Origin of the sequence: Enterobacter vonholyi, from assembly GCF_008364555.1 — a bacterium.
GTDB classification, from domain to species: domain Bacteria; phylum Pseudomonadota; class Gammaproteobacteria; order Enterobacterales; family Enterobacteriaceae; genus Enterobacter; species Enterobacter vonholyi.
This window is the reverse complement of record NZ_VTUC01000038.1, coordinates 289,400-313,885: the sequence shown is the minus strand read 5'-3', so window position 1 is coordinate 313,885 and position 24,486 is coordinate 289,400. Positions and strand designations below refer to the sequence as shown.

The 24,486-nt window shown below is 55.1% G+C and carries 17 protein-coding genes; 2 read left to right on the top strand and 15 right to left on the bottom strand.

Annotation, left to right across the window (positions count from 1 at the left end):
• Positions 1 to 4: 4 nt before the first annotated feature.
• Positions 5 to 5,587, top strand: coding sequence for a trifunctional serine/threonine-protein kinase/ATP-binding protein/sensor histidine kinase (locus F0319_RS22120; RefSeq protein ID WP_149367792.1), 5,583 nt, complete (start codon positions 5 to 7; stop codon positions 5,585 to 5,587).
• Positions 5,588 to 5,590: 3 nt separating this feature from the next.
• Here the strand turns inward: F0319_RS22120 and F0319_RS22115 are convergent, their stop codons facing one another.
• Positions 5,591 to 6,208 (bottom strand): response regulator transcription factor, encoded by a 618-nt coding sequence (locus F0319_RS22115; RefSeq protein ID WP_111964143.1) that lies wholly within the window; start codon positions 6,206 to 6,208, stop codon positions 5,591 to 5,593.
• 284 nt (positions 6,209 to 6,492) lie between these two features.
• Here F0319_RS22115 and F0319_RS22110 point away from each other — a divergent pair, with 284 nt between their 5' ends.
• A complete protein-coding gene (locus F0319_RS22110; RefSeq protein ID WP_008501342.1) occupies positions 6,493 to 7,095 on the top strand; it encodes an ATP-dependent Clp protease proteolytic subunit in 603 nt (200 codons plus the stop codon).
• 58 nt (positions 7,096 to 7,153) lie between these two features.
• Here F0319_RS22110 and F0319_RS22105 read toward each other — a convergent pair whose 3' ends face one another.
• The 14 genes from F0319_RS22105 to F0319_RS22040 form a co-directional block, all read right to left on the bottom strand.
• On the bottom strand, positions 7,154 to 7,450 hold the full coding sequence (locus F0319_RS22105; RefSeq protein WP_149367791.1) for an SH3 domain-containing protein: 297 nt from the start codon (positions 7,448 to 7,450) through the stop codon (positions 7,154 to 7,156).
• Positions 7,451 to 7,591: 141 nt separating this feature from the next.
• Positions 7,592 to 8,842 (bottom strand): hypothetical protein, encoded by a 1,251-nt coding sequence (locus tag F0319_RS22100; RefSeq protein ID WP_149367790.1) that lies wholly within the window; start codon positions 8,840 to 8,842, stop codon positions 7,592 to 7,594.
• Position 8,843: 1 nt separating this feature from the next.
• Entirely contained in the window at positions 8,844 to 9,272 is a 429-nt protein-coding gene (locus F0319_RS22095; RefSeq protein WP_127729460.1) for an IrmA family protein, read from the bottom strand.
• A 25-nt stretch (positions 9,273 to 9,297) separates the two neighbouring features.
• Positions 9,298 to 9,774, bottom strand: a complete 477-nt coding sequence (locus tag F0319_RS22090; protein ID WP_188035118.1) for a hypothetical protein — start codon at positions 9,772 to 9,774, stop codon at positions 9,298 to 9,300.
• A 51-nt stretch (positions 9,775 to 9,825) separates the two neighbouring features.
• Entirely contained in the window at positions 9,826 to 10,308 is a 483-nt protein-coding gene (locus F0319_RS22085) for a coiled-coil domain-containing protein (protein ID WP_115876568.1), read from the bottom strand.
• An 11-nt stretch (positions 10,309 to 10,319) separates the two neighbouring features.
• Positions 10,320 to 11,018, bottom strand: coding sequence for a hypothetical protein (locus F0319_RS22080; protein ID WP_240168129.1), 699 nt, complete (start codon positions 11,016 to 11,018; stop codon positions 10,320 to 10,322).
• Positions 11,019 to 11,036: 18 nt separating this feature from the next.
• On the bottom strand, positions 11,037 to 12,572 hold the full coding sequence (locus tag F0319_RS22075; RefSeq protein WP_149367788.1) for an SUMF1/EgtB/PvdO family nonheme iron enzyme: 1,536 nt from the start codon (positions 12,570 to 12,572) through the stop codon (positions 11,037 to 11,039).
• Complete coding sequence (locus F0319_RS22070; RefSeq protein ID WP_240168128.1) at positions 12,562 to 13,743, bottom strand: ABC transporter permease; 1,182 nt, start codon at positions 13,741 to 13,743, stop codon at positions 12,562 to 12,564. The genes F0319_RS22075 and F0319_RS22070 overlap by 11 nt, the downstream gene beginning before the upstream one ends.
• Before the next feature lie 31 nt (positions 13,744 to 13,774).
• Positions 13,775 to 14,461: an ABC transporter ATP-binding protein gene (locus F0319_RS22065; protein WP_149367787.1), complete on the bottom strand. Its 687-nt coding sequence runs from the start codon at positions 14,459 to 14,461 to the stop codon at positions 13,775 to 13,777.
• Positions 14,461 to 16,416, bottom strand: a complete 1,956-nt coding sequence (locus tag F0319_RS22060; RefSeq protein ID WP_149367786.1) for a vWA domain-containing protein — start codon at positions 16,414 to 16,416, stop codon at positions 14,461 to 14,463. Before F0319_RS22060 ends, F0319_RS22065 begins: the two co-directional genes overlap by 1 nt.
• An 8-nt stretch (positions 16,417 to 16,424) precedes the next feature.
• A complete protein-coding gene (locus F0319_RS22055; RefSeq protein WP_149367785.1) occupies positions 16,425 to 17,384 on the bottom strand; it encodes a hypothetical protein in 960 nt (319 codons plus the stop codon).
• A 6-nt stretch (positions 17,385 to 17,390) separates the two neighbouring features.
• Positions 17,391 to 20,054, bottom strand: coding sequence for a putative virulence factor (locus F0319_RS22050; RefSeq protein ID WP_149367784.1), 2,664 nt, complete (start codon positions 20,052 to 20,054; stop codon positions 17,391 to 17,393).
• Positions 20,054 to 23,059: a virulence factor SrfB gene (locus tag F0319_RS22045; protein ID WP_149367783.1), complete on the bottom strand. Its 3,006-nt coding sequence runs from the start codon at positions 23,057 to 23,059 to the stop codon at positions 20,054 to 20,056. The genes F0319_RS22050 and F0319_RS22045 overlap by 1 nt, the downstream gene beginning before the upstream one ends.
• Complete coding sequence (locus tag F0319_RS22040) at positions 23,060 to 24,433, bottom strand: SrfA family protein (protein ID WP_149367782.1); 1,374 nt, start codon at positions 24,431 to 24,433, stop codon at positions 23,060 to 23,062.
• Between the last annotated feature and the right edge of the window lie 53 nt (positions 24,434 to 24,486).

The following is a 24,486-nucleotide window of genomic DNA, read 5'->3' as shown; positions in this document are numbered from 1 at the left end:
GCGGATGAACGAACACGAGCAGCCTGCATTCTGGCCCGCCCAGGGGAATCTTCACCAGGGGCGGGTTTTTGTCCTTAAAGAGGATGTGATTTTTACCGTGCTGGCGCAGGAGGGCGGAATCGCCTGGATGCACGCGCGACATCCTCATTCCGGCGGCTCATTTATTATCGCCACCGCGGTCAGCGATGAAGAGGAAGAGCGGGCCACCCGGCTGCTGAAAAACGAGTTTGCGCTGCGTGACGCGCTGCAGGACAGCTGGGCCATTCGCGCCGTCGCATCCACCCAGTACCGGGGGCGCTTCGCGCTGGTGTATGCGCCGTTTGCGTTTGAGCTGCTGGCGCGGCGCGCGGGCAGGGCGATCTCGGGTATCACGCGCTTTATCGAGATGGCGATTCAGATCTGCGTTCCCCTGCGCCAGATGCATCTGCAAAACCTGATCCACGGCGATATCAAGCCCGGCACGATTTTTGTTCATCACGATGCCACCTGCCGTCTGGGCAGCTTTGGCCTCTCCTGTAGCCTCTCCGGAGCCTTCACCCAGACCCGGCTTGCCGTGTCCGGCGGCACTCCCGCCTATATGTCTCCAGAGCATACCACCCGCACCCAGCGCCCCGTCGACAGCCGCAGCGATCTCTACAGCCTCGGCATGGTGCTGTATGAACTCCTGACCGGACGCCTGCCGTTTGAGCTGGGAGAGGACGAGCAGACCAACTGGGCGCACTATCATATTGCCTCGGCGCCGCTGGCCCCGGATGCGATCCGCCCGGACGTGCCGGGAATGCTGTCGACCATCATCCTGAAGCTGCTGGAAAAGAACCCTGATAACCGCTACCAGACGGTCGACGGGCTGATTGCCGACCTCCGCCGCTGTCAGGCGACGTTGACCTGCGAGGGCGAGATCGTCGCCTTTACCCCCGGTCAGCAGGACCGCACTCCGGCGATCCATCTGGCGGACTCCCTGTTTGCGACGCATCCGCAGGCGAATGATGTCGTTGCCGCGTTTGAGCGGGTGGGGCAGAGCCTGGTACCGGAGCTGGTGACGATCGGCGGGCCGTCCGGGATCGGCAAATCCTCCATTATCGCGACGGCGCTTAAAACGCTGCAGCAGCGTACGGTGCTGCTGGCGGTGGGCAAAGTCGATCAGTTTTCACCGTCGTTGCCTTACGGCGTATTAAGCTCTGCGTTCCGCGCCCTGACGCTGCACCTGCTGGGGCTGCCCGTAAACGACGTGGCGAAGTGGAAAATCCGCCTGTCTCGCGCCCTGGAGGGACACGAGGCGCTGGCCGTCAGCCTGGTGCCCGAGCTGGGACTGCTGCTTGAGAGCAAGCCGCGCTTCTCGACGGATACGTTTTCCATTGATGCCCGGGCGCGCTTCAGCCATATGGTGCTGGCGCTGGTGAAGACCTTTGCCTCGCAGGGCTGCCCGCTGGTGCTGGTGCTCGACGATCTCCAGTGGAGCGACGCTGCCAGCCTGCACACGCTCAAATATCTGCTGATGAACTGCGGCTCTATCCCGCTGCTGGTGGTTGTGGCGCACCGCGACATCGGTTCGTTGTCCGACCCCGCACTGCAACAGCAGCTGGCGGGCCTGCCGGAGGCGGCAGAGCACGCGAGCGAAATTGTCCCGCAGGCGCTCTCTGTCAAAGCCGTGTCCCGCTGGCTGGGGACGGTATTTCGCACCCGCAGCACGGCGACGGCCGATCTCGCCACGCTGATCCACGAGAAGACCGGGGGTAACCCGCTCTTTGTGCACGAGTTTTTCCGCCGTATCGTTGATGACGGGCTGGTGGTACACAACAAATATCAGGACAAGTGGCATTACGATCTGCAGGCGATCCGCGCCCGGCATTACACCGAAAACGTGGTCACCCTGGTGCTGGAGCAGCTCGAAGAACTGCCCGACGAGACGCGTCACCTGCTGGGCAGCATCGCCTGCCTTGGCGGCACGGGCGAGATGGAGATGGTCTGCCGCGTTGTCGGCATGTCGATGGCGGAAATGCGCTATGCGCTGCACCCGGCGGTGATGGCCCAGCTCATCGTGCTGACGGAAAAAGCGTATTCCTTCACCCACGACCGGGTACAGGAGGCCGCCTTCGCGCTGCTGGATCGGCATGAGAAAAGCCATATTCACCTGACGACTGCCAGCCTGCTGGCCGACGCCGCGCGCCAGGCGGCCGGGAACGAGCTGCTGTTCCGCGCCGTTCACCACGTCACGGCCGCGCTGGACAGCATTCAGCCCGCGCCGCAGCGCCAGATGTTCCGCGAGCTGAGCCTGCTGGCCGCGCGGCGCGCGAAGCGCTCGGGAGATTACCCGTCGGCACTCAGCTATATCCAGACCGCCAGAGCGCTGGGCAACGCCGGGACGGTGTCGGACTTTATGCTCGATATTGAAGAGGCGGGCTGCGAGTTTGCGCTGGGGCACCTGGAGCGGACCCGCGAGCTGTGTGACGCGATCCTCGGCTGCCCCGGCGGGCTGACCGAAAAGGCGCTGGCGGCCAATCTGCTGGTGGAAGTGTACATTCGCCAGTCGGACAGCCGTCTGGCGCTGGAGGCGGCGCTCTGCTGGCTGGGGGTCTTTGGTATTCAGATCGGCCGCTATCCGGAGGATGCCGACTGCGACGAGGCCTGGGAACACTTCTGCAACCGCGCGAATGACGCGCCACAAAACCTGTTTGCCCAGCTGTCGCGGATGGATAACCCTGAAACCGAAGCGGTGATGAACCTGCTCTACAGCGCCAGCATTTGCGCCAGCTTCATCTGCCCGCGCCTGCACTTTTTACTGCTCTGCCGCATGATGCACCTGACCCTCGACCACGGTATTACCGGCGCCTCCACCACGGCGATGGCCTGGTTTGGCGTGCTGATTGGCCACCGCTACGCCGAATATCGCCTCGGGTTCCAGTACGGCACGCTGGCCCGCGAGCTGGTGAATCGCCACGGCTACGATGCGTTCGAAGCCAAAACCCTGCTGCCGCTCGACCAGCTCAGCGTCTGGACCCAGCCTTTGTCGTTTACCATCGAGTGCGCGAAAGCCTGTTTTACCTCAGCGGTGACCCACGGGGATATGACGATGGCCTGCTTTGCGGCCTGCCACCAGGTGATTAACTTCCTCTCGCGGGGCGATCACCTGGACGGGGTGCTGACCAGCATCGATCGCGGCCTGGCGTTTGTGCGTAAAACCCACTTCCAGGACGTGGAGACCATTTTGATGGTGCAGCGCGGCTACGTTGAGTTCCTGCGCACGCCGGTCATCGGCACCTGGACCGCGTCGCAGGTATTGCCGGAGGCGCTGCTGCCCGCGTCGCCGGAGCAGGCGCCGGAGCAGACCTCCACCATGCTGTTCTGGTACTGGCTCTACCGCGGTATGGCCCACTTTACCTGCGGGGAGTATGCCGACGCGCAGGCGGATCTGGAGATGGCGGGGTGGTACGCGTGGTCTGCGCCGGGGCACATCCATCTGCTGGATTACCATCTTTACAGCGCGCTGGCGCTTTCCCGTCAGCTGACGCCGGAGACCTTCTCGGCGAACCACCGCCGCAGCATTCACGCTCACTATGACAAAATCGCCCTCTGGGCGCGCGTTAATCCCGGCACGTTCGCGGATAAAGAGGCGCTGATCTACGCCGAAATCGTGCGTCTGGACGGGATGAACAGCATTGCGCTTGAGCAGTATGAGAAGGCGGTCCGGCTCTCCCGCGAGGGCGGGTTTAACCCGATCAACGCCCTGGCCCACGAGCTGGCGGGGCGCTTTGCGCTGGCCTGCGGCTACCCGACCGCCTCGGACGCCCACTTCCGCGGCTCTATTGCCGCCTGGGGGCGCGCGGGCGCGCAGGCCAAGGTGCGCCAGCTGGAGCAGGATTTCCCGCACCTGCTGGCCTCCGGGCAGGCCAGCGCCTACGACACGGTGGCGTTCGCCCAGAACGAGACCATCCGCGATCTGCAAAGCGTGATCAAAGCCTCCCGCGCGCTGTCGGAAGAGATTAATCTTGAGCGCCTGATCGAAAACCTGATGACCATCCTGCTCGAACGCGCCGGGGCGCAGCGTGGCCTGCTGCTGCGCGTGAGCGATAACCTTATTCCTGAGATCGAGGCCAGCGCCTGGACCAGCACCGAGGGCGTGCGGGTGCGGATCCTGAAAGACGTGCCGACGGCGACCGACCTGCCGCTGTCGGTGCTGGCGGCGGTGATCCGCACCGGGCAGGAGATCCGCACCGGCAGGCCGGAGGAGTTCCATCCCTTCAGCCAGGACCCTTATCTTGTGACCTCGGGGGCGGCGGTCATGTGCGTTCCGATGTTCAAACAGGCGCGGCTGGTGGGCGTGCTCTATCTCGAAAACCGCCTGATGCCGGAGGTCTTCACCGCCGAGCACTCGCGCGTGGTGAGCCTGCTGGGCGCGCAGGCAGCGGTATCCCTGGAGACGGCGCGGCTGTACGCCGAGCTGCTGGCGGAGAACATCCAGCGCCGCCGGGTGGAGAAAGAGCTGCGATCCAGCCAGACCTCGCTGATGCTGGGCGAGCAGATCAGCCACACCGGCAGCTGGCGCTGGGAACTGGAGCAGGATCTGATGTATGTCTCGGAAGAGTACGCCCGCATTCTCGGCCTGCCCGAGCAGCAAAAGATGATCTCCATGGCAGAGTTTTTGACCTTCGTCCATGAGGACGATTACGCCCGCATCAGCGCCATCGTCACCCAAAGCGTGCGCGAAGGTCTCTCCATGCGCGCGGAGTTTCGCGTCAAGCGTCCCGATGGCTCGACGCGCTACATCCTCGGAATTGGCGATCCGGTGGGCGTGGGCAGCGAGGTGAACGAGTACTACGGCATTATCACCGATATCACCAGCCAGCGCGCCGCGGAGGATGCCATGCGGGTGGCGCAGGCGGATCTGGCGCGGGTGTCCCGGGCCACCACCGTCGGACAGCTGACCTCCTCCATCGCCCATGAGATCAACCAGCCGCTGATGTCGATCGTCTCGAACGCCGGAGCGAGCCTGCGCTGGCTCAGCCGCGAGCCCGCCCGGCTGGATAAAGTGCGGGAAGGGCTGGAGGAGATCGCCGCGGAAGGCGCGCGGGCGGGGGAGATCATTCGCAGCATTCAGTCCCTGACGCGCAAGCAGGATCCCACCTTCTCGCGCATCGATCTGCACTATCTGATCCACCATATCATCGCGCTTTCGCGCAGCGAGCTGGAGCAGCGACACATAAGCGTTGATTATCTGTTGAACGCCAGCGACAGCTTTATCACCGGCGATAGCGTGCAGATCCAGCAGGTACTGTTGAATCTGGTGATGAACGCGGTAGAGGCGATGGCCGAGGTGAAGGATCGCGCCAGCACCATTACCCTTAGCACCGCCAACGCGGACGGGAAAGCGATCGTCGAGATTGCCGATACCGGCAGCGGCATTGAGCCCGAGCGGCTGGAGCAGATTTTTGACTCGTTCTATTCCACCAAGCCACAGGGAATGGGGATGGGGCTGACCATCAGCGCCAGCATCATCGAGCGCCACTGCGGGAAGCTGAGCGCGCGCCGCCGGGAGCCGTACGGCACTGTGTTTGCGTTTGCGCTGCCGCTGGCGGCGCAGGAAGGGTAAACGTTACTCCGCCGGCTGGCTTTTGGTCAGGCGCTCAACGGCCCTGACCAGCTCGGCCACGGAACGCACCTGCATTTTCTCCATCACTCGGCGGCGGTGCACCTTCACCGTGATCTCGCTAACGCCCAGCTCGGCGGCAATTTGCTTGTTCAGCATGCCGCTTATCGCCAGCGTCAGCACCTCGTGTTCGCGCGGGGTGAGGGACATATGGCGCTGCTTCAGGGCGTAGTGCTCTTTATTGCGCACGGCGTTGTGTTCCGCCAGCTGAAGCGCGGATTCAATGGCGTCGATAAGCGCGTTAGATTCGACGGGCTTGGTGAGGAATTCGTACGCGCCGCCTTTAATGGCGCGCACCGACATCGGGATGGTGCCGTGGCCGGTGAGAAAAATAATCGGGATCTCGCGCCCGCTGTCCTTAAGGGCGTCAGCCACCTCAAAACCCGAGATGGTGGGCATTTGCATATCAAGTACCACGCACGACGGGAGCTCTTCAAAGCGGTACTGAAGAAACGCTTCTGCCGATGAAAAGCCGACGGCGTTTAGGCCTGCCGATTCCAGCAGCCCAATCACGGACTGCCTGACTGCGTCATCGTCATCTACAACATACACAATGTGTTCCATTCACCGCCCCGGTGCTGATTGACATGTCGAGGATGCAAACAGTCACTACGGCGACGTAAGAGACTGTTTATGCTGACTTTCATCTTAACACATTAACTATCATTATCATTTAACAATATGATAACCGTATGAAGTATAGCGAGCCGGGGCGGGAGTGGTGAAGGAACGAAACGCGTGCAACATGGGCAGTATGCCCCAGCGCCCTCGTTATTTGTCGGTGAGGACTTTGATCGGTAAAACAGGCTACACTCTGGTTTTGAGCGCTAAATGCTGAGGACATAACAATGCACTACACACTGAAAGAGAGCGACAAGGATAAAGCTGAAGGGTCAAACGGCGCGGGCGCTCTGCAGCAAAAACTGCTGGAGTCTCGTTCGATTGTGATCTCCGGTGAGATCAATCAGGAGCTGGCGCAGAAGGTCATCACCCAGATGATCCTGCTGCAAAGCGTCAGCAACGATCCGATCAAGCTGTATATCAACAGCCAGGGCGGCCACGTGGAAGCGGGTGACACCATTCACGACTTCATCAAATTCATTCGCCCGGAAGTGCACGTCATCGGCACCGGCTGGGTGGCGAGCGCCGGGATAACCATCTTCCTGGCAGCGAAAAAAGAGCACCGCTACTCGCTGCCAAATACCCGCTTTATGATCCACCAGCCGCTGGGCGGCGTGCGCGGTCAGGCGACGGATATTGAGATCGAAGCGCGCGAGATCATCCGCATGCTGGATCGCGTGAACAAGCTGATCGCTGACGCCACCGGCCAGCCGCTGGAAAAAGTGAAAAAAGACACCGACCGCAACTTCTGGATGTCTCCGGCAGAAGCGCTGGACTACGGCATCGTGGGCAAGCTGATCACCCATTATGACGAGCTGAAGCTGGATTAAGTTTTCGCGGCGTGTTTGTGTCGGGTGACGGCCTCGCCTTACCCGACCTACGCCGGGCCTAGCGTACCTCGAACACCACCACCATCCAGTTCGTTCGCGTGCCTGGCGGAAACGCCGGGTAAGGATCGAGCCGTGTGCATGCCCCCGCCCAGATGTATGTATCCTCACCAATGCGATACCAGTGCGCGTTGCCTTCCACCGCATCCCCCATCACCGCAGCCTGCACCATCAGTTGGCTTCCCGCAGAGAGTTCACACGCCACGGGCGAGAATACCGAGGGGCTCTGTTTACGCGTGTAGACCGCTGTTGTGGTCTTAACAGAGCCAGTGACCGGCAGTTCAGTGAAATCGCTCATTTTAGACCTCATGACAGTTCTCTCTTAACGTAACGATATAAGCCGCTGTAAATATGGCGATCACGATAAAGCGTGAAACTGTCAGAATGTGTCATGCGGAAGTCTGAAAGGCACCCGTTGAGCGGGTGCCTGGAGGATTACTTAATTCTGGGCTGCGATGCTGATAAGTTCGTAGATTTTTTTTGCCCCGGCATTTGATTGAGTCAGTTCAATATTATGTTTCTGGCCATTCTTCATATGCAGGACAATTTTTTTATTAAAGGATCCTTTTATGACTACGCTACTGACTTCTCTGAAGCGGGCGTAGAAAGTTTCATACAATTTTCCCAACACGCAATAAACACCGTCATCAGTTAATACCACACCATGATCCCCTTGGCCGAAAACCGTTTCGTCGTAGTAGAACAGGATCGCATCTTCCGTGAGAGGAGGCAGCGATTGACGATGACTGGCCGCCTGGACGAAATTGCTTATTTTTTTCGCGTTGAGATTGTCGTAGCGGTAAAAATTGTGGTCTTTGTTCGTCGCATACTGTGTTAATTCACCCCCGGCTGGTTTGTGCTCCAGCGCTGGCAAGGTTTGCTGTGGCTGTTGTGGTGTTGTTATCGTTGCCTCCGATACGGAACCAACCATAGAGGCACCAACAGCTCCCATCCCCGGAAGTGTCTGGGAGGTCACGCTATGTTGAATGGTGGTCACAGTTCGGGTGTAAGCGTTGACATGGCTCCCGCCTCGCATATGCGCTGATACGTTTTGCGGGGTTTTGACCACGGTCTGCACCGGGGTCAGCACGGTTCTGAATGCCGCGCGTAGGGATGCCACAATCGAGACGATCAGAAGTGCGATAAGTGGGACCGAAAGCCACATAATTGAAAAATAGAAAATACTTTGCTTAGTGTTGGTAGCCAGCTGCGTTAACCTTGAACAATAAAGCCCTGCAGTTATCACGTACACGACACCACAAGCGATAGTGGCAGCCATGTTGCTCTCCCCGTCCATTGCCATTTCCTGGATAACGGGAAAGAGCAAACATCCATATAGAACAGCGCTAAAGAGCGCATCGGGAAGTAATGTTTTTATCGTCTCAAAGGCTTTTGCAATATTGTAGAAGATCCACAGAAGTAACAATATCCAGCCAATGACAGGAATAGCTGCGGCGATAGCCATAAGTATCATGCTGACGATCATACTGCCAAGAATATTGCCTAAATGCCCTTCCGAAATAAGATACCAGTTAAAATACAGGAAGGAACCGGCGAGAACGGCCGGGAAGGCGACCACAACGCTTGCAGGTATAAAGAAAACGAACCCGCCAAAGATAAGTAATAACAAAAAGCAAAGGCCAGGCCCATTATTGTCAGGTGTTGAGTTTGCTTCAGCGTCTATAGACATATTAGTGATCTGCCTGCGGGTTAATGATAGGGAATGGAATAAATGGCCTTGGTGTAAGCAAACTGAGAGGTAAAGGCTGTTTGGTCTTTCCGTTAACTAACGCCAGTGACGTCAGGCGCAGCGTGAGATTGCTTTCGCAATAATGCTCGCCTTCGGCGAAAGCCGTTTGGTATCGCGTGGCATCAGAATCGCCGAATGGCTCTACCTGCAAAGTATCATGAGCTACAAGGTTATTTTTTGCATCAACGAGGTCAAAGCCTATCTCTAACGAACCAACACTTTCCATGCCACTGTCCAGCGTGAAAGTGGCGCTGCACATCCCTTGATTTGCCCAGACGGTGTTTGAGTGCCAGATCTCAATCGCATGAGATGGAGCAGCGAATAAAAGACATGCGAATACTGTGCTACAGTGTAAGTAACGGCTCATCATATTTTACCATCCTGAAAATGATGTATTAATCAACATAACCGTATGTTGCATCATCACCGGTGTCCGCTTCTTTTACGAGGCCTTGACCGCGATATTCATTAGGTAAAAACCCCCCATTAGTGCACTCTTTTTTCATGATGAGCTTTTGGTTTTTATATACTTTCAGGCCGGTGTAATCCCATCCTTTTCCGGTACCGCTATAAACAACATAGCTGTAGTTGCCATTGATGAAACGATAATAATAAGCGCCTCCGCCCGAGAACGTCATTTCACCCAGGCGAACCTGCGTTTTGTCTCCCTTATTTTGGGGGAGCGTCATTTCTACTTTTTCAAGTGAGCCGTAATAATAAGTAGGAACATCTTGATCCAGACGGACGATAACATATTTTTCGTTCGTGAGTTCGCAGTTGAAAATAAGCTCAGGCTCAGGCGGTGCAGCATGAACGCTTGGAATTGTCGCCAGAAGGGTCAATAATCCAGCAGAGAGTAATTGAGATTTCAACGTTATTTTTCCTTAACAGGTAAAGCAGCCGGTAACCCGGCTGCTATTTTATTATTGTGAAGCCAGTGTTTCTTGTAATTCATTCAGCTGTCCCTGCAGCTTCTGCAGTTCCATCTGTTTTTGCAATTCGGAAGCGCTTGGTTTGTTTTGCGCCTCCTTCATATTTTTTTCCAGGTCTGCAACTTGCTTTTGAGCATCAGCCCGGCCAGCTGTTTTTTTCTTCAACTGGGCGAGCAGATTGTTCATCGACTTTTGCAGTTCTTGCTGCGATTTTTGTTTACTGGCTACGTTGGCATTGCTCAGTGCTTTCTCTTTTTCAATCGCATCATTCACCGCTTTGAACTCTTTATTCAGTTCCTGATCGTATTGCAGTGTTTTTTGTTTATCTTCAACGCGCTTATCCCAGGTGCCGGAGTAGTTGCAGTTAAATTTGGTAATAATGCTGACATCACCGGTTGTCGGGTCACAATCTCGCGCGTTAGTGGCACAGCCGGCTAATATGAGGGCGCTGAGTGCAAGAAAAATATAACGCATTGCTATTCCCCTCAACCGACTTTCAGCGCGGTGCGCTGGGTATAGAGGCTATCGAGCTCGCCCTGCAGAGAGCCAATTTTGTCGCGCATCAACGCAATCTCGCTATCCAGATTTTGGGTATCACTGCCGGATTTGCTCATGTCTGCAGAAACGTCCTGCCACTGCTTCTCATGTTTTTTCATGTCGGTGATGGTGCCACGAAGGTAAGCAATGTTGGCATCCACTCCTTTAATTTGCTTCTGTACGGCGTCTTTTTTCACCGTGTTTGCAGCCATATCTTTTTCTATTTGAGCGAGGGTCTTTTTATCAGAGTCGATAACCGATTTTGCAACCCTGGTTGCGTTCTGAATGCGTTTGTTTTCGGCTTCAACATCCTTAATCGTTGCGTTTAACTGCAGCTCTTTGGAGGCGTATTTTTTGCGCTGATTATCCAGATAGGCGTTAGCCCCCATACCCACACCGCAACCGGCGATAGCGGCGGCGGCCATACATACTGCTTTGTTGCTGGAGTTACTGACAGCGCAGGCCAGTGCGCCGATTACCGCGCCGCCAGCACAGGCCTGCCAGCCTGATTTATTGAAAAACTCAACATCCTGATTATTGGCAAGGCGCGGGTCGACGCCGCCACTACTTCCCGTACTGCCATTCTGGCACCCCGCCAGAAATACCATCATTCCTGCTATCACTGCTGTGCGAATAACCTTTAACATTCCAATCTCCTGAACTATTTAATTATTTTTTTTACATGAACTAAGCCACGCCTCGCGCGCAACTTTTCCATCTTTCCAGTACCCCTGAAGGTTCTTCCAGTAGGTATCGAGATAACCGTTAAGGTTGGTTTTTCCGCGTGCAGCCATCTGTTGCAATACGACAGCGACCTGCGGTTCGATGAGGGGTTTGTCATAGGTTGTGCCCATGTCTACCAGTGTGTCAGCGTAATAACTGGTAATAAAATCAAGGGCTTTTTGATGTTGACCAAGCTGTTCCTGACGGCGGGAGCAATTAGCATCAAGCTGGCTGCCTGCGGCACAGGTTTTGGTGAAGAGCTGGTTGAGACGATCGTAAAACTCGCCGTCATCTTTCATTTTTGTGCACAAAAAGGCGCCCAACTGTAACGATGTGCGTATTGCCTGATCCCGTTGTTCATCCCTAAGCTGGCTATTTGCGCGCAGCTCACCGCGCAGTTGCTCAAGTTGTTTCTTCAGTGCGTCATCCTGGACTTTTGCCGAGATAGCATTCAGGTTTTTTAGCGAATCATCAGCTTTGCCTGCAGGTGTTTCCTTTTTACCCGTGCCTAATGATTGCCACTCTTTTTCAATCTCTTTCACCCGCTCGCGTGATGTCAGGGTTGTGGAAACTAAAACCAGACGAACACCGGTGCTTTTGGTTGTATTCTCGCCTGCATTGGCATAGTACGGCTCTTCTCCACGCAGTGAACTGCGGATATCCGCCTGAGGAGTCATATAACTGCCCCCCCGAACGACATAGCCCCCAGCCTTACCATGCAGGCGATCGAGCTTGTTCAGGCGGAACGGGTCAAACATCATCTCTGCTGCGTTGCCCAGTATGTCGTGCAATCCGAGCGGGTTAGGTTTCAGCAGGCCGGTAAGCTGAAGTTTTCCATTTGCAGACTGTGCCCCCGCAAACCAGACATAACCGTTTAATCCTTCAGGCATCGGGAAGTGGCGATCGCGGAACTCTGCGGGGGAAACCGCGAGCCCGCCGCGTGCGGCAAACTCCCACTCGGTTTCTGTCGGAAGCCGTAAAAATCCCGCCTGACCATCATCTTCAGGCAGTGCAGAAAGTTTTTCTTTTCGTAACCACAGGTTGTATTGATTTGCGAATACCATGGCATCCATCCAGCCAATACTCACCTTCGGTAAACGTCCTTTAATATCCGTCGTCGGGCATTCCCCAGAAAGCGCGCGATACTGCAGGTCGCTCAGTTCATATTTGGCCATCAGGTAATAACGGCCCTTACCACCCTTCTCCGGGAAACTGCCTGCAATGTGTTCCTGGCGAGATTGTTCAACGTATCCCCAGTCGTCGCCTTCTTGCCCCAGCGTGATGTTGTAATCTTCCAGCGGTTTATTCAGCGGGATAGCGACTTTGCGAAATGCCATGGCACCGTCGCACGGCATAGGCAATATCACGTCATCGGCCAGAGGTTTTGGGTTCCAGAACTTTTCATCCCAGGTGGCGTTAGCCGCGCAGGCGTACCCGAGTCCAATGATAGCCAGGCTCATCGCCAGTTTAGATTTCACGTAAACTCTCCGCAGGTTCGATTTTCAGTGCGCGCAGTGCTCCGATAGCGGCCACGCCTAACGCCACGGCAAGGACACAGAGCAATGCTGCGATAAAATGAAGGGGGTCAAGGTGACAGACGAATGCCTGGTCCGGTAAAGAACTGCCCAACACATGGTTGAACAATGCACTGCCCAGCAGGTAGATGATCACACCCAGTCCGTATGAGACGCCGGTCAAACACAGCGCCTGAATAATAATAAAAAGCGTCACAGCGCGACGGCGAAAACCCAGAAGGCGCAGCACGGCCATATCTTTGCGCTTACGATCAATGTTGGCGATGAAGGCACCGACTAACGAGGCGATGCACCCTGATGCAGAGATCCAGGCAATCACGCCGAAGATAATACCCAGCACACGGTCGATGGCACGCACAGACTCAATTTGAGCTGACTGAGTTATAGCCTCAATGTTCTGCGTCTCCAGCCACCGCGCGAGGAGTGAAACGTCATCTATCGAACTGGCATAGATACGTGCTCTTGAATAGCGGGTTCTCTCTCTGAACGGCTTGCCATCGCTGACCCCCAGCAAGGGAACCTGAAAGCCATCGCGGTAGTCTTCCAGAGCAACAAGCAAAGGCAATGTAATAAAGGCACCTTGACGTGAAAATTTTGCGTCATCCAGCACGCCGGTAACGGTTAAAGCGAACGTGGCGCGTTGGTTTTTCCCTTCGCTTTTTCGGCTCACCATCAGGCGCAGGATATCTCCTGTCTGCACGCCAAGGCGGCGTGCCGCACTGGCGCTGAGTACGGTATCGCTGTCTTTGACCGGTGCTCTGACATCCTGCAAAAGAGGATCGCCTTTGGCCGTCGGGATCACTTCAGCACCCGGGACAAAGTGTTGCCCGTCTCGGACCAGATCGGCCTGAGTGTTCAGCGAACGAGTCAACGGAATCGAAAATCCGACTTCTGAACGGCGGGCGAGCTTATCAAGCCAGGCAAAATCATAATTACCATTACCCGTCATACGTACTTCCCGGGTGCGAGGGTCGTCGAGAAGCTGATGGCGAAGCTGGCTGACAATGCCATTCTTCAATCCGAAAAGCAGCAATAACGGTGCGATAACGGCAATCAAAGAGAAGATGATGCACAGCGCGACCTTGCGATCGTGAATGAGATCGCGCAGAGCCATACGGCACAGCAGGGTGCCTGACGCTGGCATATCAGCTGGGTAAGAAGACACTTTTTCCCTCTCCGATCACGGCCTGATATCGGTCAATCCCAAAATGCGTCACGCGCTGCCAGTCGTGGCTCACAATAATGGCTGCCATATCCAGTGAGCGCACCAAACCGATCATCAGGTCAAACAGCCGGTCTGCATTATCAGGATCCAGCGCCGCAGTCGGTTCATCGGCAAGGAGTAAGCGTGGCTGGTGGGCAACCGCACGGATGAAGGCAACGCGCTGGCGCTCGCCGATAGAAAGCCGGGAAGGCATTCTTGTCAGCAGCGGCCGCACGCCCAGGCTGTCGATGGCCTTATCGAGCCAGGCTGACTGTAGGCTAAGTCCTGCCAGCCTGCGAACCAGAGTGATGTTTTCTATCACGGGTAACCAGGGCAACAAGCCGCCGTGCTGTAGCATAAACCCAAGCTCGCGTGCGCGAAGCGCGGCCAGGGCAGGCTCGTTTTCAGCCATGAGCGGTATTGAAATATCGCGACCGGCGAGCCGGTACTCGGCAAGATGCGCTGGGCGGAGGATCGCCCCTATCATCTCCAGAAGCGTGCTTTTACCGCACCCGCTAGGCCCGGTTAGAGCGACCACCTCTCCCTTTTTCAACGAGAGGTGCGGGAGGGCGACGCTATAGCCATGCGTCCCGCCCCGGCTGATCTCCATATCGCGGATCCTCAACATCAGGGCAGGTTCTCCAGAGGTACCGGATAAACGTTATCGCGTGGGTCGCTATCGGGCGCTAATGCCACCCAACGGTCTACATCCTGGTTGTAGCGTTGATAGTAATTAAGCTTGGTGTTCAGCCTGCGGATAAAACGCTCCTGCTCAAGGCCATCCCAGCTTTTCCAGGTTTCTTCATCCAGGCTCAATACTTCACTGAGGTAAGGTAAGCTCTCGATATATTCACCGAGCAGTCCCATCTCTCCGAGGCGGGTCGCATTTTTCCCTTTCGCCTGGTTTGGATCGTTGCCCATGGTTGCCGCCAGAGAACGCAGGCTGGCAAACATGTCATCCGGAGAGATCATCCCCTCATTGGCGGCATTGACGATCTTCTTCATGACATCGCTCAGATCGCTGAGCTCGCTTTTCGTGAGCAGTACGCGCACCTCGGTCGCCGGGATGTTTTGGTCAATCAGATCGCGGTCGCTTATCCATGACTTGAATACCGGTGGTGCCGTGGTGCCTTGCTTTTCACCCAGATAGGCAAGACGCATTGCCTTACTTAACTTGTCGGCATCACTGAGCAGGGGATCTTCTTTCTTACCGGCATATTTAGGGCTTGCCCCCAGCGCGCTCCCCGCCGTTTCTTCGCCGCTCCAGGCTGTTTTAATCTGGCCGGTAATGGCATTCGCCAGCTTATCGACCATACTACCGAAGCTATTTACATCACCTGAATCAATAGGATAGTAGAGCGGTTTGTGCAGGAATGGATTTAACGTCAGCTCCTGATACTGGGCTTCAGCAGAACTGTGATTTTTCTTACCATCAGAGGTTTTCAGATGTAACGCATACAGCGCAACGCCACGATAGGCGGCTTCCTGACGCACCTGGGCGGCATCCAGATGGGTTGACGAGAGCTTATCTGTGCCATCAAGCGCGCCTGCGTCAGTAATCAGTACAACGTAACGGGCGCCAAACTGCGTCCAGTCCACTTTGTCCAGCGCTGTCATGACCCCGCCGTAAGCATCTTCATCAACCTTGCTGCTGGAAACGGTAGCCTGCTTCAGGTCATGTACTTTAGCGAGGAAGTCTTTACCATCTTTAACGGTATTGGGGTCGACATACATCTTGCTGTCGTATTCAAGACCCGGAACCGCTTTCACGCTGGAGCGGAAAGCTACCAGGCCAAACTTGACCTGATCCTGTAAGTGTTCCTTCTCGATCCTCTTGTAGATCTTATCGATCGCCTCTTTGGTGCGATCGATATACGGCCCCATCGAGATGGTGGAGTCGATCACAAAGACAACCGAGGCGGAGAACCCTTTCATCATGTTCTTTTCATCAGCAGCGGACGCGGCCTTTTTTGCGGGCGACTTTTCGCTGACGGAGGCAACGTTGAGTACACGTACCTGGAAGCCGGTATCGGTAAACACATCATCTGAGCCAAGAACAGGTAAGAGATAAAAGTTTTTTAACTGATCCACCATGTAATCAGGCTCGCGTGCCAGAACCTGCGGGACCGGTTTATGGCTGCTCAAACTGTTGAGCATTGGTTGCAATGTTGCCGCAGGGTTTTTGCTGTTCAGAAGAGACTCAACGTCGGATTTCTCTTTAAAGAACAGCATCGGGTGACGGCCAGCAGGATTGGTAAACGCCAGCGTCAGCTGCATTTTCCAGTCAACGGTGCAGGAGGATTTCATCCAGCCAGCGGTATGACCAAAGCTGTCCGGCCCAACCTGCAGCCACGTGTCCTGACCCTGCGTTATCCTTTGGTAAACATAGAATCGACTAAAGGCCGGTTGCTCTTTACCTGCTTCACCTGCTTTGGCGGACAGCTGGCAGCCTGGGTAAGTCAGTACCCGCTGGAATAACGCATGTTTACCTTCCTGCAAAAGCGGCTGTTTACCCGCGGCACAGGCGGGGGATGCCAGCGTTGCGGCACACACCAGGCTACTGAACCAATGCATGTATTTCATTATTTATCCTATTTCTTCAGCTCAGCTAAACGGGCTTTGGCCTCGTTATTCTGCGGATCCTGATTTACAACCGACTCATACCAATACGCCGCTGTCTCTGCGTCAGGATTGAAGCATCCCCCTGGTTTTGCGGTTTTAGGGTCATATTCTTGTGCATAACGAACGGCCATCTGCGTATCGCCGGACTGGGCTTTATAGGCGTAAAGGCGCTGAGCGATATCGCAATGTTTTGCCGCTTTCGCTTTTGCGATGACTTCCAGCAGTTGTGCACTACTTGGCTGGCTACGCAGGCACCCTTTAACGAACGCCATTTGATTGCCGCTCGCCATTTGTTCATCACCACACGGCCCGGTAGTTTTCGCGACGGGTGCGGGAGGTGCTGCTGGAATTGCAGGCTCTGGCTTACGGGTAAACCACCACCCAGCAGCGGCTAGCAGGAGCAATAGAATGGCTAATCCCGCAAATAACGGCAGCTTACTTTTCGGCTTCTGCGGCTGTTGAGATACAGGCTTTTCTGCGACAGGTTCTAAAACGACAGGTTCCGGTTCTTGAACGGACATCGGCTGCACGATGGGGGTATCATTCAGCGTCTGTATATTTTCCGGGAGTGGGTTTTCACCACCGGCCTGGGAGCTAAGTAGCCCTTCAGCGATGGTCAGAATCCCCATATCCTTATTACTTCCATCTTTGATGGCGATGCGATAGGCCGCCTGGCGGTTAGCGAGTAGTGGATCGATCAGAGAAGGGCCGACCTGAACGCAGGGCGTCTCCTCATTTTGTATCAGTGGAGGGAGGGCGAGGAAAATCTCGCCACTGACCCAATCACCGTGGCTGTCCAGATACAGGCGATCCTGATTACGTACTACCGAGATTGTGACGCCCTCGGCATCGCCTTTCCAGCCTTTCAACAAGAGTAATGCGAATCCTGGTTGTATAGGGGTCAGCGTCTTAAGTTCAGGTTTGATCACGTCCAGTTACTCCTTTGCCGATTTAATCTGGCGGAGAATGACGCCCAGATTTTCGTTCTGCGCGACGCTAATCTCGCGTCCGGCAGAATGACCTGCGTTTTCGGTAATGAGTGCTTCCAGGCCAACCAGCCAGTCGATGATAAAGAAGGCACTGTAGTTCAGCTGTTGCGGCGTCAGGCGTGCCAGGCGTTCATCACCTTTCCAGACCACACTGTCGCACGTTGGTGGACGGGTAAAGATCGGCTGTTCGGGCTGGTTGAGACGGGCCGGGCGTTTCGATTCCGGCATATTTTGATAGCCCAGCCAGGTGATGAAATCGCTCATCACGTGAAGCACGCGTGAAACCTGACGCTCGACCATACGTTCACGACGAACGCCAGCCTGCTCGGTATTTTTCATTGCATTGACCAGCGCGTCCTCGACACGTGAACGCAATAACCCCGTGATCAATTCGTCTACCAGCGCTTCGGCAATCGGGCGCGGAAGACTGATGTAGTTGAGCATGGCGGCGGTTTCAGGCAGGCCGCGCAGATGGTTAATCCAGAGCTGAACGCTCTGGTGCGCGAAAGCGACCTCATGGCTGTGCGTCGTCACCGCAGTTGCGCTGCTTTCGAAAGCATCTTCCACACCGATATCAAAGAATCCTGCATCTTCTTCTGCTTCAGGCGCAGACAGGGTCGTTTGCTGCATGTAAAGTGCATGGAGATCGCGGCGTGCCGGAACCAACCGCGCCAGCAGTTCGCCGTGCATGCCGCTGCGTTTTTTCAGGGTGGCAAGGATCTCTTGCGCAATTCGGGATTTTCTGGACAGCTCTTCTTCGCCGTCCGGTTGGTACCAGTTCCCCAGTCCCCCTTCGACCAGTTCGTGGCGGATCTCGTCGAGCTGTTCTGCGATCCGCTCCAGTTTCAGTTCAGGGCGGGCGACGCGGGCCAGATAATCGGCCATTCGGCGCATACCACCGTCGTTGAGGGTGAGCATCGCATCCCAGGCTTCAGCAGGGTTCGCGATGTAGCGAGCGACAGCTTCATCTTCAAGGAAGGTTTTCCGCATCAGTGCAAGCTGCCCGCCATTGTCGTCGTTGAAAGCCGCTTCACTACCTGCGTTCATACGGATAAAGGGCGTTTGCTGGCGCGGTTTGCGCACCAGGAACGTGTTATTGAACGCCTGACCCTGGCTCCATTCCTGCATCCATTCGTACTGGCCAAAACGCTCTGTCATCGCCATTTTGATCATCCCGCCAAGCCCCCAGGACTGGCGAAGAAGTGCTTCGTCATGGGAAAGGTTTTGGCTAATGCGCAGATCAAACATGGTTAATGCCCAGACAAGGCCAGGTAAGCGACGACCACGCGCGTCGGCATCGGCGCCCTGGGTGTAACGGATCCACTCGTCCAGCACGCCGCCCACTTCTTTGACATCAGACTGTTTTGTTGAGGCCGTACACACCACCAGGACATTCATCTCCTGGTTTTCGGTATAACGTTCAAAAAGATAGGCCACTTTTCCGCGCAAAATTAACTGCGCTAGCGGGTTGCTCTCTGCATTTTTAACCTCGCGGGTGACATCACCCATGGACTCCACCGCCAGACGGCCGCGATAACCCGGGAAATCAAGCAAGTCGACGGCTTCGAAGATTGTTTCGCGAGGCGGAGCCATTAACGGGATATGCAATTCAACGGTAAGCGCGGTGAGCTCTGCCAGCGATAGCGAAATAGACGCACCCGTTTGCCCATTTACCACAGGACAGACTTCAATAGTCTGATCTGACGGGGTATTCAGCCGCTCCAGCATATCGACGTTCATGATGCTATCCCGCTGGATAAGCATGCCGTTTTCGTTACGAACCAGCGTGCTCAGTGGGGCACGCAGCTCCTGCACTCCACCGAGACGCTGTAGCGTGTTGGCAAAACGGATATAGGCATTGGTTAGTTCTGGTACTTCGCCCCATAAAACGGAGAAAAGCTGGCCGCGATCTTCAACAGAAAGCCATGGTGCGAGGCTTACTGCCTGTGGCCAGTAGGTCAGGGCAAAACGGCTTTGCGTTTTCTCAGAATGGCGGATGAGGTAATCCCAAAAAGAAACTACGTCATCTTCGGTCACGCCAGGGCTGCGGGAGGTCAGGCGTCGTTTCGACAGGGACGTTAACAGATCGCTGATACGTTTTTCATCGAACTGCCAGTCAAATTTTTCCTGGTTGAAGTCATGGATGAATGCGTTGGCGAGGATCTTCCCCATTTCCACTTCGTTGAAGAGCTGTAACGTGACAGGCCAGCGGTCGTCCGTGCTCTGATCACTGCGGCTAAACCGGGTAACAAGACCCGTCGCCTCTTTGCCGCCGCCAGGCGGGTTGATGTGGGTCAGAAAATCGAGCTGATTGCCGCCGAGGCGTGTTTCCAGCTTTCCGTTTTCACCCGCAGCCAGCGCGGAAATGAGATACGATTTGCCTGCCTGCGACAAGCCAAAGAAGCCGATTGTCATCGGTTTCGCTGCGGCCTGCGCCAGCCTGCGTGCTTTGTTACGGCTGCGGCGCAAGTTCATGGTCAGGCGATCGGCTTCAGTGTTCAGGCGCGGCGCGTCCTGACGAACGCTTGCGATCCAGTCAATGGCCCGGCCTGCACCTTGTTCGACGCCATTCCAGCCCTGGATAATGGTGTTGGGATGAATAGTGCTCATTAGCTTTTAATACTCCCGCTATCCAGCCAGTAATGGGTTTCACTCAGCCCGTTACCGACCATTGTGTTCAACTGGAATGCAACATCTCTACGGCCATAACCGCGCTGTGCGTTTTCCATTTCCATCGAGCCAATCTGGAAGCGCTCCGGACTGACCGGTTCTTCGCTACTACGTCCACGTCCCTGTTCTGCGGTTAAACCGATGCTTATTACAGCATCACCCGACAGCTCGCTTGCCAGGTTCGCACTGGTAATTTTTAGGGTATAAAGTGCGGTCGATGGCCAGCGTTCGTTATCAAGCTGGCGGAAACCGATACGTACTTCCCCCCGTGCTTCAAAGCCTTTCCCTTCCGGTAACTGGAAATCAGCGGAGTCCAAATCAACATCGCGATAGGCGACATTGCTGTCTTTAATCACATTGTTTCCATCAAGCATCCCGACATAGCGGATGGTTGAATAAGGCTTAAAGTTCGCAGTGCGGAAGAAGAAGTTGTTGAGTCTGGATTTCTCCGCTAACAGGCAGAGCATCGCCCCAACAACGGCTGTCGATTTCGGATCGTCAATGCATCCTTTCTTGTTAAACGGATACCAGCCACCGGTTTCATAACCGTGCAGTGGCAGTATGCGAGAAGGGGGAACAGGTTGAAGCTGGCGAATGAGCGCTTGAATTCCCGGCAGGCGAGATGGACGACCGGTTAAAAGTAATACATCGCAGTTGTAGTGCCAAAGCACTTCGCACAACGCGCGCAGGCTGTGGCAAATGTTCATTCGCCCGCTGCGAGGGTCGATGAATTCATTGTGCAGACGCGCAAGATCCAATTCCAGCGGTACATCCAGAATGGAGAACGGTACTTCGCTCGCAAGCTGTCCGGAACGGGCAACGTCGTTTACGTAATCCTGTACTTTCTCGGTTGGAAGATTATCGGCAAGTAGCTCACGGAAGGTGTAATTCAGTATCTCCCGCCCATTTTCCGGGGAGTACTCTTCATAGCGATGCAAAATAGATAACGCCAGAGGCGCGAAGATCTGCAATGTAAGCTGCTGACGTAATACCTGTTTTCCGGCTTCGATAGATTCACTACCGAAGAGTTGTGACATCATTGATTCGGCTGCAAGATCGCTGTGGCCGACTTTGGTCATGGCCGCTTTTACTGCTGGCTGGAGGAAAAGCCGTATAACATCCAGCAGTATGTCGTCGCCTGCTACCTTAAACCCTTCACGGAAAAGCTGTTTCGGGGTAATTCGGACGTTAATGCCCTGGCCTTCATCCAGCGTGTAGCGAGAAATGACGAGGTCGGTCGTTCCTCCGCCAATGTCAATCGACGCGATTTTTAATGAGCGTGTATCGCTGGTGTCTTTTTGAGTATCGGGACGGCGAGTAGCTGCAAAAAATTCGTCCGTGCGACCGCCAAAGTAGTTCTGCGTTTCGTTATAGAGATATACCAACTGCCCACAGGTGGCTTCGTCCCACTTCACGTGTACGCCAGGATGGGCGTACTTCAAGCACTGCGGGTCATCGCCTTCATAATCCATCTCTTCCCAGCCGAGCGCTTTCCAGACCATGCGGATAGCGTCATGCATGCTCTCCTCAAAGATAGCGCGCTCAGGCTTTGGCATCGCCGGAGGGACAGTCATAATGACATTTCGTAAACGACGCGGTGTGCTGGCGTGGTTCATCTTCAGCCGCTGTGAAGGGCTGTTGATTTGCATGAGAGCCTGGCTTAATACCTCTGACAACATCATCGTCATCAGCGAGCTACGACTGTATACCGGCGTGAAGACGGGCATACGGTCTTCTTCATTTTTCAGGCGAATGAGCAATTTCCCCTGATCGTTGACCATATACAGCAGCGGTGCTGCAGTGGCTAACGGCTCTCTGTCACTTTTCACGAAGGCCTGGCTAAAGCGCCATCCCGGTGAATAGGGTTGATCGTCCCAGAGGTAGCGTTTAGGGCTGGAGATCCCTGTTGAGCCCTCGGTACCCAGGCGTTGAGCCGCCATTCTGAAGGCTTCTCCGCCGACGCGTCCAATGGTTGGCCATGTGAAGGCATCGCTGCGCCCGCTTTTTAGCGAGAAATCCTGCTTGCCGAATTCGGCCTGGGCAAACTCGAGACGGCTGTCAAAAGGCTCGTTATAAACAAATTGCGGTTGGCTCAAATCGCGGAGCTGAAGCTGATAAAGTTGAGAAAGCCCTTTATTGTCGTCACGATGTTCTTCGATCAGGATGCCGCAGCTACGTGAGTTACCAATGTCCAGTACGAGGTCTACAGGTATCGCTGAGTCCCGGATTTTTACGTCATTGACCTGTACTTCAGGAACGACAATCGTCGTCGCCAGGACATGCAGCAGGTTAAGATAATGCGCTTGATGTTCCTTCTGCAGCAGTTTTTCATCAATGTCATCAATATGTTGGCGTAATACTTCGCGAGCCTGAGTACTGAAAATTTCCCGTAGCCATTCATCCACCCATGGCAGTGAGAGAAACTCCCTCATCTCGTGAGGATGGCGTGCCAGAGCAAATCCCGCACCTGAACGGATATCATCCTCGCCCGGTGCGAGATACTGCGTATTCTCGCGATCCGGGAAAATTTTGGTATCAAAAATCAGAGTAGCGCGCCAGGTATTACCCTTTTCATCCGGCTCAGGCAGCTCATGGAACTGGACGCGTGACCAGTTATAGGGCCCATGAGCAAAGGCTCGTGGCGGGTTGAAGCGGAAAAATGGCAGCGGTAACCAGAGGCCGCGATAGAGGCGTAGCGACTCTTCGGTCGTCAATGTGTAGTCGGAGTCTGCGTAGCGAGGAGGTTCGCTGTCAGGCAGAGGGAGCTGCAGCTTATCTTCCCTCTCATTATAGATAAGCCGCATAATAGCCTCGTCACCCTGTTGACGAAGAAATTCCCCATATTCTTTACGCGTTGGCAGGGTAAAGGCGAAATCAAGGAACTGGATCCCGCTGTCGCGAATAAGTTTGACCTGTTTTTTAAAATCAGTGAGTTCAGCGAGCATTTACTGACTTGCCTCCTGCTTCATCGAAATAGGGAAAAGTGTTTTGGCGTCGTAACGGCCTTTGCAATTCGCAATGTTTTGCGCGCCGGGAGCACACAGAATTTCTGGCATTTGGTAGCGTGAGCCATCGGAGCACTGTGCTTCTCCCTGATTGTTAATGGCGAGATGACCTGACTGAATGGCCGCATTGACCGCGCCACGACAGGTCACACCGTCGCCACGGATCATCTGTACTTCGCCCTTACCGTCATTGATTTGGTAACTCAGACTAAGGGGCTTTCCTGTGCGTTGATCCTGAATACCAGCCCCTGCGTGCCAGTTCCCGTCCAGAAAACGGGTATTTCCTTGTGCCAGTGAAGATGCAGGCAGGGTCAACGGGACTTTAGCACCAGCTGAGGTATTGGCTGATGGCGCTTCGAGAGCAGGTACTGTTCCGCCGGGATGAGGGCTATTCGTGGCTGACGCAGGATCCACAGCAGATGCCGTTGCTGCTGCGCTTTGTGACGGCGTTTGTAATGCTGATTGCTCTTGTGACGTTGTGAGTGAAGTGCCCGTGGCGCTTAAAATCTCACTGCCCGTTGTCGAATGCAGGTTCGCCTTAGACGTTGTTGTGCTGATGATGGCCCTTGACGACGGCGCAAGAGATTCGGCTGTTGGAAGGTGGGGCGCGGGCAAAGCGGGTACAGAAGATGAAATACCAGGGATCGTTATGCCTGGCATGCAACCCCGTAAGAACAGTAGCGCTAAAAGGAGTAACAGAAGTAGCGGCAGTAGCCAACGCAACCATGCGGGTAAGAGCAACCACCAGCGTCTTTTGGCGGGCCTTTGATGCGTAAAGGTGCGTTCTGGTATCACCGGTTCAATACTTGCTGATTGCGGAGGCAAGGCTGTAGATATTGGACGCAAACAGTCTAGCGGCTCGATGCGGGCCTGTTTAGTGGCGTTCACAAATCCCCAAAAACTGATGACCGGCTTTCCACCTACCAGCCACACGTGCTGCTGATCGGGGAATTGCATCGCTTTTTCAAGTAATTTCCCAAAGAGCCGGCGTTCCGGCTGCTGGCTTTGGGCAAATTCATTACTTATCTGGCGAAACGCTGCATGGGTGGTTTCGAGTTGCGCGAGCGCGGCCTGGCGCTCAGCTTCCGTTGCGGCCGTCCATGGAATAACGTCACCGGCCAGCGGGGCATACCAGTCGATTCGATCGCCATGCTCGCTGATTTGCGGGATGGCTAAAGTGTCAGCAACCGCCGTTTGTTTTCTAAGTCGTAGGGTTTCACGCAGCTGTAATGCGGAAATATATACTGCCTGTCCATTCTCACCCATCGACTGATATTTATCGAGCTTGTCACTGCATAGAAAAATTTCTTTCACGCTGCATGCCTTTGCTGTTAAACGAACAAGTGAAAGCTGGTTCCACTGTGGAA

What these genes read in the sequence shown, in the direction of transcription:
- F0319_RS22120 (WP_149367792.1), top strand. Translation starts at nt 5, where the DNA reads ATGAACGAACACGAGCAGCCTGCATTCTGGCCCGCCCAGGGGAATCTT.
- F0319_RS22115 (WP_111964143.1), bottom strand. Translation starts at nt 6,208, where the DNA reads ATGGAACACATTGTGTATGTTGTAGATGACGATGACGCAGTCAGGCAG.
- F0319_RS22110 (WP_008501342.1), top strand. Translation starts at nt 6,493, where the DNA reads ATGCACTACACACTGAAAGAGAGCGACAAGGATAAAGCTGAAGGGTCA.
- F0319_RS22105 (WP_149367791.1), bottom strand. Translation starts at nt 7,450, where the DNA reads ATGAGCGATTTCACTGAACTGCCGGTCACTGGCTCTGTTAAGACCACA.
- F0319_RS22100 (WP_149367790.1), bottom strand. Translation starts at nt 8,842, where the DNA reads ATGTCTATAGACGCTGAAGCAAACTCAACACCTGACAATAATGGGCCT.
- F0319_RS22095 (WP_127729460.1), bottom strand. Translation starts at nt 9,272, where the DNA reads ATGATGAGCCGTTACTTACACTGTAGCACAGTATTCGCATGTCTTTTA.
- F0319_RS22085 (WP_115876568.1), bottom strand. Translation starts at nt 10,308, where the DNA reads ATGCGTTATATTTTTCTTGCACTCAGCGCCCTCATATTAGCCGGCTGT.
- F0319_RS22080 (WP_240168129.1), bottom strand. Translation starts at nt 11,018, where the DNA reads ATGTTAAAGGTTATTCGCACAGCAGTGATAGCAGGAATGATGGTATTT.
- F0319_RS22070 (WP_240168128.1), bottom strand. Translation starts at nt 13,743, where the DNA reads ATGGCTCTGCGCGATCTCATTCACGATCGCAAGGTCGCGCTGTGCATC.
- F0319_RS22065 (WP_149367787.1), bottom strand. Translation starts at nt 14,461, where the DNA reads ATGTTGAGGATCCGCGATATGGAGATCAGCCGGGGCGGGACGCATGGC.
- F0319_RS22060 (WP_149367786.1), bottom strand. Translation starts at nt 16,416, where the DNA reads ATGAAATACATGCATTGGTTCAGTAGCCTGGTGTGTGCCGCAACGCTG.
- F0319_RS22050 (WP_149367784.1), bottom strand. Translation starts at nt 20,054, where the DNA reads ATGAGCACTATTCATCCCAACACCATTATCCAGGGCTGGAATGGCGTC.
- F0319_RS22045 (WP_149367783.1), bottom strand. Translation starts at nt 23,059, where the DNA reads ATGCTCGCTGAACTCACTGATTTTAAAAAACAGGTCAAACTTATTCGC.